This is a genomic window from Candidatus Frankia nodulisporulans (assembly GCF_902806475.1).
Lineage (GTDB): Bacteria > Actinomycetota > Actinomycetes > Frankiales > Frankiaceae > Frankia > Frankia umida.
Genome location: NZ_CADCWS010000116.1, coordinates 1 through 12,537 on the forward strand (window position 1 = coordinate 1; position 12,537 = coordinate 12,537).

The 12,537-nt window shown below is 70.5% G+C and carries 7 protein-coding genes and 2 pseudogenes; 4 read left to right on the forward strand and 5 right to left on the reverse strand.

Features of this window, described 5'->3' with window-relative positions:
• A pseudogene (locus tag G6R24_RS12185) lies at window positions 1-1,285 on the reverse strand (hypothetical protein); the annotation flags it as partial.
• Window positions 1,286-1,683: 398 nt separating this feature from the next.
• On the opposite strand from G6R24_RS12185, the gene G6R24_RS12190 reads away from it, so the two are divergent.
• Complete coding sequence (locus tag G6R24_RS12190) at window positions 1,684-2,904, forward strand: acetyl-CoA C-acetyltransferase (protein ID WP_163549369.1); 1,221 nt, start codon at window positions 1,684-1,686, stop codon at window positions 2,902-2,904.
• 26 nt (window positions 2,905-2,930) lie between these two features.
• On the opposite strand, the gene G6R24_RS12195 is transcribed toward G6R24_RS12190, so the two are convergent.
• Window positions 2,931-3,995 carry a phosphatase PAP2 family protein gene (locus tag G6R24_RS12195; protein WP_163549370.1) on the reverse strand — a complete coding sequence of 355 codons (1,065 nt, stop codon included), beginning with the start codon at window positions 3,993-3,995 and terminating at the stop codon, window positions 2,931-2,933.
• An 853-nt stretch (window positions 3,996-4,848) separates the two neighbouring features.
• Here G6R24_RS12195 and G6R24_RS12200 point away from each other — a divergent pair.
• The gene (locus tag G6R24_RS12200) at window positions 4,849-7,446 is read left to right on the forward strand and encodes an efflux RND transporter permease subunit (protein ID WP_163549371.1); all 2,598 of its coding nucleotides are present in this window, start codon (window positions 4,849-4,851) and stop codon (window positions 7,444-7,446) included.
• A gap of 186 nt (window positions 7,447-7,632) precedes the next feature.
• A complete protein-coding gene (ahcY, locus tag G6R24_RS12205; protein ID WP_163549372.1) occupies window positions 7,633-9,069 on the forward strand; it encodes an adenosylhomocysteinase in 1,437 nt (478 codons plus the stop codon).
• 7 nt (window positions 9,070-9,076) lie between these two features.
• On the opposite strand, the gene G6R24_RS12210 is transcribed toward ahcY, so the two are convergent.
• The 3 genes from G6R24_RS12210 to G6R24_RS12220 are packed head-to-tail and all read right to left on the reverse strand — an operon-like array spanning window position 9,077 to window position 11,336.
• Entirely contained in the window at window positions 9,077-9,505 is a 429-nt protein-coding gene (locus G6R24_RS12210) for a hypothetical protein (RefSeq protein WP_163549373.1), read from the reverse strand.
• Window positions 9,472-9,762, reverse strand: a complete 291-nt coding sequence (locus tag G6R24_RS12215; protein ID WP_163549374.1) for a hypothetical protein — start codon at window positions 9,760-9,762, stop codon at window positions 9,472-9,474. Before G6R24_RS12215 ends, G6R24_RS12210 begins: the two co-directional genes overlap by 34 nt.
• Entirely contained in the window at window positions 9,759-11,336 is a 1,578-nt protein-coding gene (locus tag G6R24_RS12220) for a GNAT family N-acetyltransferase (RefSeq protein ID WP_225438448.1), read from the reverse strand. Before G6R24_RS12220 ends, G6R24_RS12215 begins: the two co-directional genes overlap by 4 nt.
• A gap of 337 nt (window positions 11,337-11,673) precedes the next feature.
• On the opposite strand from G6R24_RS12220, the pseudogene G6R24_RS12225 reads away from it, so the two are divergent.
• Window positions 11,674-12,472, forward strand: a pseudogene (locus G6R24_RS12225) (peptidoglycan recognition protein family protein).
• The last annotated feature ends 65 nt before the right edge of the window (window positions 12,473-12,537 follow it).

The window sequence follows — 12,537 nt, forward strand, 5'->3', positions numbered from 1 at the left end:
CGCCGTCGTCCGGCCCGATCCCGTCGCGCACCAACGGTTCGGACGAGCGATCCGCCCACACCGGCGCCGATGGCGTCCCGGCCGGTCGCGGGGCCGGAGACAGTGACGCCGACAAGGTGGCGGGCACGGTCGGTGGCTCCGGCTCGAGCCAGGGCAGCGCCCGGACGAGCTCGTCGATCATCTCGCGTGGCGCGGACGCGAGCAGGTCATCGGCGAGCCCGGCCAGCTCGACCGCCTGCGCCACAGTGCCCAGTTCGGACGGATCCGCCAGCCGACTGGAAGCCGCGAGCAGCCGGCGCGCCTGCGCGCCAAGGGCAGCGAGCCCGGCCCCACGCAGCTGACTGATCACCGCCGCCCGTGTCACCGGTGGCAGGCCAGCGAGCGCGGCCCGGGTGGCGCGCAGCGTCGCCGCGGCCGAGCGACCCCGGGACCGCCCCGAGGTGGTCGCATCGACCGCCGCCAGCAGCCCCGCCGCGATCGCCAGCGCCGAACCCGCACCGGCCGGCGTGGGCCGGGACGCGAACGGCCCGTCGGCCAGCCGAACCAGCCTGCCCTCCAGATCGACGGCGGCCGCGAACGCCCCCACCGAGGCCACCCGCAGCCCCCGTCCGGTCGTCTCCCGCAACACCTCCACCGACATCGGTGTGATCGGTCGTGGCGTCGCGGCGTCGCGCAGGACCTGCTCGGCTCGACCCATCGATCCAGCCACCGCCCGTTCGAGGGCCTTGGCACGCCCGCTGACGGAACGCAGCCGAGCGGCGCAGACCGTCAGTTCGTCCGGGATCAGCATGATCACCCCGTTCGGTTCCGATGCCCCTGCCGGTTCCAGTGTCACGGTCGGTTCCAGTGTCACGGTCGGTCGCGACGCCACGGCCGTCACCACGGGCCACGGCATCGCCACGACTCTGGCCGCCGCGATCGCCGGCGGCGGCGGGGGCCACGGCTGCCGTACCGTCATGGCCGCGGCCACCTGGTCCAGCCGGCTCGCCAGGCCGTGCAGTGCCTCGGCGCTCAGGGCGAACTGCTCGCGCCATGACGCCATCGCCGCCCGCAGCCGATCCGTGAGTGGGGAGCCCCTCCGCGACACGCGGCCCTCACCCGACCGGGCCGGCACGTCCGTCCCAACAAGCGCAGCGCCCACCAGCGTCTCCGCGATCGCCGATGCCTCGGACGCCTGCCGGCGCAGTTCGGCCGCGCAGCCGGCGAGCTCCCGCGCGCACCGCGCTGCCCGCACCGCCTCGACACCAGCACCAGCACCAGCACCAGCACCAAACGCGATGTCCATCGCCCACGCCCTCCGCGCGTCCTCCCCGGCCGGGCCCCGCGCCCGCACCGATCGGCGACCGCGTCCGTCCGCCTGCGTGCGACGTCCGACGGCGCGGCCGGTCGGGCGGTCAATCGGCCGGGCGGGCGGGTGGGGCGAGTTGTCCTTTACTGGCCCCATCAATGATCCGCAAGTGGTCCGACAGCGGTCCTATTCGTTCCGTTCCGATCGGTTGAGGGTAGATCGCAGCCGGGCAGGTGGCGTCCCCCGGGCTCGTGTCAGGCGACCCAGGAGTGGCCATCGCGCTACAGTTTCGATCATTTGTTCCGTCCGTCCGCAATCACGCGAACACAGCGCCGAGGACGAGCGGCCGGACCCGGTGCCACCCGACGGGTCAGGCAAGGATGGGGAGGTCGGTCATGCCCGACGCAGTCGTCGTCGCCGCTGCCCGTTCGCCGATCGGACGAGCGTTCAAGGGCTCCCTGCGGGGTCTGCGGGCCGACGATCTGGCCGCCACGATCGTGCGAGCCGTCCTCGACCAGATCCCGGTGCTGGACCCGAACCAGATCGATGATCTGATACTCGGCTGTGGTCTGCCGGGCGGCGAACAGGGCCACAACATCGGCCGCGTGGTCGCGGTCACCCTCGGGCTCGACAACGTGCCGGGCACGACCGTCGCCCGCTACTGCGCGTCGTCGATGCAGGCCATCCAGATGGCGATGCACGCGGTGCGAGCCGGCGAGGGGGACGTCTTCGTCGCCGCCGGTGTGGAGGTGGTCAGCGGATACGTTCGCGGTAACAGCGACAACCTGCCCGGCACGCAGAATCCCGGTTATGCCGGCGCGCAGGGTCACACGGCCGCCCGGGCCGGCGGCGGCGCCCCCCCGTGGACCGACCCGCGCGGTCGGGGCGAACTCCCGGACGTCTACATGGCCATGGGGCAGACGGCGGAGAACGTCGCCCAGCTCACCGGGGTCGGACGGGTCGAGCAGGACGCGTTCGCCTGCCGGTCGCAGAACCTCGCCGAGAAGGCGATCAACGCCGGCTTCTTCAAGCGGGAGATCACCCCCGTGCAGCTGCCCGATGGCACGATCGTCGACGCCGACGACGGCCCTCGCCCCGGCACCACCCTCGAGGCCCTCGCGGCACTGCACCCGGTGTTCCGCCCGGACGGCACGGTGACCGCGGGCAACGCCTGCCCGCTGAACGACGGAGCCGCCGCCGTCGTCGTGATGAGTGACACACGGGCCCGGGAACTCGGCATCACTCCGATTGCCCGGGTGATAGCCAGCGGTGTGAGCGGACTGTCACCGGAGATCATGGGCCTCGGTCCGGTCGAGGCCACCCGACGGGCGCTGGCCCGCGCCGGGATGACCATTGACGACGTCGATCTCGTGGAGATCAACGAGGCGTTCGCCGCCCAGGTCATCCCGTCCTACCGTCAGCTCGGTATCGACCTCGACCGACTGAACGTGCATGGCGGCGCCATCGCCCTGGGCCACCCGTTCGGCATGACCGGTGCCCGCCTGCTGACCACACTGGTCAACGGGCTGCGCACCACCGACACGACGATCGGCCTGGAGACCACCTGCATCGGCGGCGGCCAGGGCATGGCCCTGATCATCGAGCGGCTCTCCTGAGGTCCCGAGCACACATGGACAGCGGTCTAGCCTGCCGGGCCCGTCGAGTCGACCCGTCTGACCGGCTCAGCTGTCGACGGCATCGACGCGGAGGACGGTGACGATGTGGACGCCGAGGGTGATTCCGCCGATGTCGGTGGTGGAGCGGAGGGTGGGCCGCAGGTCGCGGCCGCCGAGGCGGAGGCGGACATCGCGGTTCGACTGGTCACGGTCGACGTGGATGAGGCCGGCCGGCGAGGCGACGGCAGCGGGGACGACGCCGAACCGCTGCCTGCCACGGCCGCCGACGGTGCGCCGACCGGCAGGTGGAGCATGATCGCCCACAGCCGGATCCGGGACTGCACCTCCGGACGGGTGAGCTGGACCGCCGCCACGACCAGGCCGCCGCCGATGATGCCGTCCAGCCAGTAGTGGTTCGCGGTGATGACCACCACGATGGTCGTGATGATCGGGTGAATCAGCGCGAGCCATCGGGCGCGGATGCGCAGAATGGTGATCACGCCCCAGGCCTCGAGGATCGCCCATCCGATGTGCAGGCTCGGCATCGCCGCGTACTGGTTGGCGACGGTGTCGTGGGGGCCGTAGGGCGAAGGGCCGATCACGGCGCCGGTGTCGATCAGGTTGACCTGGGGCAGTACGCGCGGCAGGTACCTCGGTGGCGCCAGCGGATAGGCGATGTGAATCATCAGGGCCACGCCGGTGGAGACGGCAATGACAGTCCGTACCCGGCGCCAGGCGTGACGCTGAAAGAGCAGAACCCAGAGCAGGAACGTGATCGCCGCGGGAAAGTGCACGGTCACGTAGAAGCGGTTCGCCAGCTCCAGCAGCCGGGTGGAACGCATCGCCAACGCCTGCAGCGAAGCCTCATCCGGGAGATCAAAAAGCCGCTCGAGGTTCCAGACGTCGACGGAGTGCCGCAGCGCCTCCAGCTCACGACCGGTAGCGAGGTGGCGACCGAGGTCGTACAGCACGTACAGCGACCCCAGCAGAACTACCTGACCGAGGACGAAACAACTCGCCCGTAGCAGGTCAACGACCCGCCCACCCTGGTGCCGTTCGTTCGGGAACACCTGGCCCGTTGCGCTCACCATCTGCAGCTCCGCAGCATCCGCGCCTCCCCATCAGGACACGTCCCGTTCACCTGCCTCTTCGTTCCTACCGACCGATCGGTAAGGGCGACAGCGAACCGCGTGTGAGATACGGCTCAGTCCGGGATCTTTCCTCGACTTCCGCCCATCACCGCATGCCCGATGCGTCCAACACAGGGCGAACTGTCCAGGTCGTCTTTTCCCCGCTTACCCGCAGATTAACAACGAGGAACCAGAGATCATCGATTCCGGGACGACGCGGCCTGGTTGGTTCACCCTGTCGGATTCCCGACTCCGGCGAGATCCCCGGATGTGAACCCCTCTCCACCAAAGTGCACCCACGGTGCGACCCGACTCGCGGCCCACGCGCGACCCGATCCGCCACGGCGCGGCCAGGTGTTACCCACTCACAGTCACGACCTGGCGCCCGCCGCCCGCACGCGGCCCATGGCACCCCACGGCGGCCCGAAGGCGCCCCGGAAAGCACGCTTTCGGCCCCGCAGGCCTTACGGTCTCGGCCCGAGGGTCCATCCGCGACCGACCGCGGGCCGAGGCTGGCGCCCTTGGCAGCAGGGACGGGTCACGTGGTGGCACAGCGCCACCGCTTTCGCATGGGGGGCACCTTCAGGCCGTATGAGGGCACGATAGGATGCGCCGCGTATATCGATGGCAGCGAACTATCCGCATAGAACTACATCTCGTGTCTGAACAGACACAAAAAGAAGTCGGAAAAGATTGATGCCCGGGACTCCCGCCCGCGATGTGACCTACGCTATACATCCTGAGGTACGCCGTCGGACCGGATGTCGCAGTGCGCGCTGTTCCGGGGGCCACTGTTGACTCCGGAGCGTGCCTGATGTCCCAGAACACCAGTTCGGCTGGCGACTCGCCGGCCCCACTCGGCGCGTCCGCCCCACCCGGTGTGCCGGCCCCGACAGGCGCGCCGGTCTCGACAGCCGCGCCGGTCTCGACAGGCGGGTCGGCCGCGGGCAGCGGGTCGGCCGGACGGCGCACCGGTCTCGCCGCCGTGGCGGCCCTGATCGTCACGGCGATCCTCGGCTTCGGCCTGACCCGCCTGGAGTTCACCACCAGCCAGGACAACTATCTCAACAGTGACTCCCGCATCGCCAAGGACAACGTCGAGTACCAGTCGTTGTTCGGTGGCGAGGCGATGATCACGCTGTTCACGGTGGCGCCGGGCAGTCACACCGCGGACCTGTTCACCCCACGCAACATCGCCCAGTTCCGCAAGCTGCAGCGCGACCTCGACGCCGACCCGCACATCTCCTCGGTCATCACCCCGCTGACCGCGCTGGAGTTCACCGACAACCTGGTGCGCGGTACCGGCGGCGACCCGCTGACCAGCCCGGCGGCGAAGATGCTGCTCGGCGCGCAGGCGCGGGACACCGACAGGGGCTCGGCCGACCGGCGCCTCGCCGACTCGCTGCGCACCCTCGGCCGCGTCCAGGCCATCCCGGTGACCGCCCGCACGCTGGGCAACCCCGCCTGGATCGACGTCCTGCTCCACGACAACACCGGTGCGATCCGCAAGTCGCTGCGCCCGTTCTTCCCGTCCACCTCGACGGCGCAGATGATCAGCCGGCTGACCGGCAACGCGTCCCTGCGTGAACAGGGTGATGGTGCCCACGTCGTCGAGCGGGCCATCGCCGGCGAGACCTTCGACCACGCGTCGGTGCTGACCACCGGCTCACCGGCCCTGCTTCGCAACATCAACAACTACCTGCGGGGTGGCTTCCTCACCCTGGGCGTGATCTCGCTGGCGCTGATGGCCGGGCTGCTGCTCGCCGCGTTCGCCGTCCGGTTCCGCCTGCTGCCCCTCGCCGTCGTCGCGGTCGGCCTGATCTGGGCGTTCGGCCTGGCCGGGTACATCGGGGTGCCGTTGTCGGTGGTGACCATCGCCGGTCTGCCGGTGCTGCTCGGCATCGACTTCGCCGTGCAGCTGCACAGCCGCATCGAGGAGGAGTCGCAGCTCGACCGCCGCGGCCATCCGGTCGCCGCCGCGTGGCGGGGACTGCGCCGCGCCCTGCTGGTGGCGACCATCGCCGCCGTGCTGTCGTTCTGCGCGCTGCAGTTCAGCGAGGTCCCGATGATCCGGGACTTCGGCACGCTGCTCGCGATCGGCCTGCCCGTCATCGTGATCGCCACCGCCCTGCTCCTCGTCCTCGCCCTGGACACCAGCGAGCGCCACCGCCCCACACCCGCGGGCGACTACACCCACGGCCCCCTTGGCCGGACGATCATCCGCCTCGGCGGGCTGCCCCAGATCACCGCGATCCCGCTGGTCCTGGCCTCGGTGGCCATCTTCGCCGGCGGCATCGTCGCGGACGGCAAGCTGACCGTGCAGACCGACCCGGAGAAATGGGTCAACCAGAACAGTCAGGTCATCAAGGACATCAGCACTCTGCGGGCGCGCGCCGGTTCGGCCAGCGAGCTCGGGGTCTTCGTCCGCTCGCCGAACGTCTTCGACGACGCCACCGCGTCCTTCGTCGGCCAGTTCGCCAACCGGCAGCTCTCGACGCACTCGGCCGACCTCGTCGACGCCAGCAGCCTGGTGACGATCGTCAGCTACCTGCTCGAGGTGCCGAACACCTCGATCGTGATGCCCACCGGCCAGGACATCCGCGCCGCCTACGCCGTCGCCCCGCCGGACATCCAGCGCAGCACCGTCAACCTTGACATGGGCGCCATGAACATCGTCCTGCGGACGGGCTCGGGCTCGCTGGAACGCCGCGCCGCCGTCGTCAACGACATCCGGGCGAACACCCATCCGCCCGCCGGCATCACGGCGGCCCCGTCCGGCCTCGCCGTGATCGGCACCGGCCTGGTCGCGTCCTTCCAGAACAACCGCACCCAGCTCACCTACTACGCGCTCATCGCCGTGTTCGTGCTGCTGCTGTGCCATCTCAGCCTGGTCCGGGCGGTGCTCTCGCTCGTGCCGGTCCTGATCGCCGTCGGCCTGAGCTCGCTGATCGCGCTGGCCATCGGAGTCGACCTCAGCCCGCTGACCGCCGTCAGCGGGCCGCTGATCGTCGCTCTGTGCACCGAGTTCACCACTCTGCCGATCTATCGTCACCTTGAGGAACGTGCCCGTGGCCTTGGGCCCCGGGAGGCGGCGGAGACCAGTGCCGGCCGCACCGGACGCGCCTTCGCCGTCTCGGCCCTGGCCGCCGTCATCGGTGTCGGCGTCCTCGCCTTCAGCTCCCTGCCCCTCCTTCGCGACTTCGGGCTTCTGGTCGCCCTCAACGTCGCCGTCGCGCTGCTGTCCGCCCTCGTCGTCCTGCCCCCGCTGCTCGTCTGGGCGGACGAGCACCACTGGGTCCACCGCGGCTCCGCCGGCACCACCCCCGGCGGTACCCCCGAGGGCGCTTCCACCGCCGCGGCCGCCGGCCCGGCCGCGGCGTCCGGCCCTCCGATCGTCCCCCAGAAACGGTAATGACCGTCCGGGAACGGTAAATGGTGACGGACGGTAAAAGCGGGGAGCAGAGGGTGACGGGGTGAATGACCCTGGCCCGGGTCTTCGCTCCGCCTTCGGCATGTGGCACGCTCAGGTCAGGTGTTCTCGGCGACGAGACGCCGATTCCCCAGGCTCGGCAGCCATCCGAGCGTCGAAGGAGAGGGCATGAGTTTCGACTTCAAGGTCGCGGATCTCGCGCTGGCCGAGTTCGGCCGCAAAGAGATCCGGCTTGCCGAGCACGAGATGCCCGGGCTGATATCCACACGCGCCGAATACGCGGCCAGCCAGCCGCTCGCGGGCGCGCGGATCATGGGCTCCCTGCACATGACGATCCAGACCGCGGTGCTCATCGAGACCCTGGTGGCCCTCGGCGCGGACGTCCGCTGGGTCTCCTGCAACATCTTCTCCACCCAGGACCACGCCGCCGCCGCGGTCGTCGTCGGGGCGAACGGCACCAAGGACGACCCGCAGGGCGTCCCAGTCTTCGCCTGGAAGGGCGAGTCCCTGGAGGAGTACTGGTGGTGCACCGACCAGGCGCTGGCCTGGCCGGACGGTGGCGCCCCGAACATGATCCTCGATGACGGTGGGGACGCGACCCTGCTCGTCCACAAGGGTGCGCAGTTCGAGCTGGCCGGCGCGGTACCCGCGACCGACCCGTCGGACAACGAGGAGTACGCGATCATCCTCGAGACGCTGCGGCGCACGATCGCCGAGCGTCCCGGCCGTTGGACCGAGGCCGCCAGCACCATCAAGGGCGTCACCGAGGAGACGACGACCGGCGTCCACCGGCTCTACGAGATGGCGAAGGCCGGCACGCTCGCGTTCCCGGCGATCAACGTCAACGACTCGGTGACGAAGTCGAAGTTCGACAACAAGTACGGCTGCCGCCACTCGGTCATCGATGGTCTCAACCGGGCCACCGACGTCCTGATCGGTGGAAAGGTCGCCGTCGTCGCCGGCTACGGGGACGTCGGCAAGGGCTGTGCGGACGCGCTGCGCGGCCAGGGCGCCCGGGTCATCGTCACCGAGATCGACCCGATCTGTGCGCTCCAGGCGGCGATGGACGGCTTCCAGGTCGACGTCCTCGAGGACGTGGTCGGCATCGCCGACATCTTCGTCACCACCACGGGCAACTTCGACATCATCCGCGCGGACCACATGGCCGCGATGAAGCACCAGGCGATCGTGTCGAACATCGGGCACTTCGACAACGAGATCGACATGGCCGGTCTCGCGAAGACCCCCGGCATCGAGAAGATCAACATCAAGCCGCAGGTCGACGAGTGGGTGTTCCCAGACGGGCACTCGATCATCGTGCTCGCCGAGGGCCGCCTGATGAACCTCGGCTGCGCCACCGGCCACCCGAGCTTCGTCATGTCGAACAGCTTCACCAACCAGGTGATCGCGCAGATCGAGCTGTTCACCAAGACCGAGAGCTACCCGGTCGGCGTCTACGTGCTGCCCAAGCACCTGGACGAGAAGGTCGCCCGCCTGCACCTGTCGGCGCTGGGCGTCAAGCTCACCGCCCTCACCAAGCGGCAGGCCGACTACATCGGCGTGCCGCTCGAAGGCCCGTACAAGGCGGACCACTACCGCTACTGATCGCCCGCTACTGATCGCCCGCGGCCGGCCGTCCACAGCTGATTTCGCTGCCATGGACGGCCGGCCGCTGATCGGCGGAACCGACTGTCAGCTGGCCCGCGCGCGGGCGGCCGAGGTGGCCGGGCACCGAAGCAGGTGCCGGAGCCGGAGCCGGCCTGGCGGCGGGAGCTGGCCTGGCGGCGGGAGCCGGGGCCGCCGCCGGAGCCGGCGCGGGCCTGGTCGCCGTGCGGTTGGTCTGCGACCAGCACACGGGCGTCCAGCCGGGATCATTGGCGGTGGCCGACAGGTCGTACCAGCCCTCGGGCAGGTAGGTGCCCCACCGGACGGGCGGACCATCCACACCGTTGCCACCGGCGATCTTCGGCCGCGGCACGCCGAAGGTCACCTGACCGTTCGGGCAGCTCAGCTGCTCGATCCTGATCGGCGGCTGCCCCACCGCGCACCACGCCCGGCCTTCGTGCGGCACAGCAGCGAGGTGGTGGGCGGCCAGGCCTGCGCGATGTGCGCGTAGTAACCGGCGGCCAGCAGCGTCATCCCGTCGGACGGCCAGCCCGGCTCCGGCGGTGCGGTGATGCTGATCACCTCGTTGCTCGGGCACTGGGCCCAGCTCTCCCCGCCGGCCTGGGCGGGTGCCGCACCCCCCAGCGCGACCAGCCCGGTCAGGGTGAGCGCGGTGCCCGTCGCGGCCATCATGGCGCGGACCCGGCGGCGCCCCCCCGGACGGCCCCACAGCACGAACTCCGAACCGGCCAGCGGCCCGAAACCCCTGGCCGGGGGCATGGATGTCGACGGAATCCTGCGATGCCACGCCCGTCGCAGGCTGATCCGGCCTGCGACGGTGACGCGACGACACGGCAAACGGCATTGAATGCCTCCTTGTTGAACCCGGGCACCCAACGCCCGTCGGCGCGACGGTCCACGTGTACCGACACACCTGTTTCCGCTCCTTTGGAGCGGGATTCCCGTAAATACAACAGCAATCGGTCGCAAGGATAGCGGTAGTTGGCGATGTGTTGGGCGCCGGCGGGGTGATTCGTCTCGGCCACGCCCCCCGGACAGGGCCGCGCATTCGGCCGGATCGCGGGTTCACGTCCGGAAACCGGGCCCGCTCCTCGAACACCGGTCCGTGTCCGGTCCGGATCGCCGAACCGTGGGATCCGGCGTTGTGCCAGGTGAACGGTCAGGATGCCGACGGCCGCGCCGGCCGGCCGGGTAGCCGGTGTGGCACCGGATCGACGAAGCTCGATCTCGACCACGGCGACAGCACTCGGACAAGCCCGGGATCGTCCGGTGGGGACGTACCCCAGCCGCCGCCAGAACCGGTGGACGGCGACGGACCGCTCGTCGCACCACAACACCACCTGCGCCACCGGGGCTGCCGGCGGGGCCAGCGCGGGCCGGACGGGCGGGCCGGTCCGCGTCTGACTGGTCCGCCACTGTCGGACGGCCCGCTCGCACACCCGCACCAGGGTCGTCCCCAGGCCCTGCCGGCGCGCTGACCGCGCCACCAACAGCCCCGTCACCTCGGCCACCGACGGCGCCGGATGCCCGGCCGGCTCCTCGTGGCGGCGCACCGCGACACAGGCCAGCACCCGCCCGGCCGGGGCGGGATCGTCCGCCCGTCCCGGGATCATCCACATCGCGTGCGGCAGCCCCCCGGGTGCCGCCAGGTGGGGTTGCCCGACCGGAGGCGGGTGGGCGGGCCCGCCGGGTGCCGCCGCCCGGGTGATGCCCGATGCCGCGGGCTGCCCCACGTCCATCAGCCTGCCCACGTCCATCAGCCTGCGGAGCGCGGGAACGTCCTCGGCGCGGGCCTGACGCAGTCCGGGCGCGAGGTCGCGGCGCATCCAGACATGTTCTATGCCGGCTTCGATATCGGGTTCGGCGATGACGCGATAGCCCAGCCGCGCGTAGAAGTCGGCGACCTGGAGTTGGGCGTGCAGTTCCACGGCGGGCAGGCCACGTTCGCGGGCTCGCTCCGTCAACGCCGTGGTGACGGCGAGACCGAGGCCCTGCCCGCGGCATGCGGCATCGACGGCGACCCGTCCGATGACGCCCACCGGCTGCGCGCCGAGGGTGCGTGGCCCCGGGTCCAGCAGGCGCGCGGTGGCCAGCGCCCGGCCCGCCGCGTCGAACACGACAGCGTGGTCGGCGTCGCCGTCTCGACCATCCAGTTCGTGCTCGGCCGGCACGCCCTGCTCGTCGACGAACACCGTCGTGCGCAGCTCGAGCACCGCGTTCGGCGGTGTTCCCGCGACGATGGCCACGCTCGTGGGTCGGTCACTGGGCACAGTGCGGCAGTTTAGGCGCCCCAACCAGGACGGGAACCGCTTTCGCCCGACGGACAGGTTTCCCGGACCGGGCGAGCCGGGCATCCTGCCCCAGATCCACCGATGGCCACCGAATGGTCCCGCTATGGATCTGTACGGACACGGAATGACATCTACGGACCCCGGGTATCCCGGCTCGCGCGGCGAACCAGATAGAAACGGGACGGCATCGGCCGATGCGACCACACCCGCACGAAGAGGAAGCAACCGGCATCGTGAGTTTCCAATCAACAACCCGGCGTGACGACAGCTGTGCGCGAAAGGGCTGCTGACGATGGCGGCGACCCTGTATCCGCCGGCGCGGTACCGGCCCGTGCGGAACACCTCTGGGCTGATGGTGCAACCCACCCGTGGCCTCATCCCCCACGTCCAGGTCGGGAACGGTTCGTTGTTCTCCTGGTTCGACAGCTCGACCAGCCAGGTCAGCTCACATCTGTGGCTCTCCCGCAACGGAGACCTCGAACAGTACGTGCGATGTGACCAACGGGCATGGGCACAGGCCGCCGGAAATCCGTACTGGATCTCGTGCGAATGCGAGGGATACCCCACCGAGGACTACACCCCGATTCAGGTCACCCGACTGGCCGAACTCTTCCGTTGGGGAATGCAGGAGTTCGGCTGGCGAGCGGAGATCACCGACTCGCCGGACGGCCACGGTATAGGCACCCACCGGATGGGGAGGCGCCGCCTGGGGCGGCCATGAATGCCCTGGGGATATTCGCGCGAACCGCCGCGGTGACATCCTTTCCCTGGCCACCGGCCGGACCGCCCTCACCGCTGATCCCCGCGACCGCTACGCCGGCCGGCCCACCCTGCGCGAGGGCATGACCGGCCCGGACGTCGCCGAACTCCAGAACGCGCTGAACATCGCCTTCGGCCATGAGGCACCCACCGGCGATCCCAACCGGCTGCCCCCGGATGGCACGTACGGGCCACGCACCACCGCCCGGGTGGCCTCCCTGCAGCGGTACGCGTCGCAGTGGTTCGGCCGCATCCCCGACGACGGCGTCTGCGGCCCCACCACCTGGCGCAAACTCGGCTGGATCCTGACCGGCCTCAACCGCACCGTCTAGATCCCCCGGCGGCGGCGCCCGGCATCGTGACCGTGCCCGACGTCGTGACCGTGTTAGACGTCGTG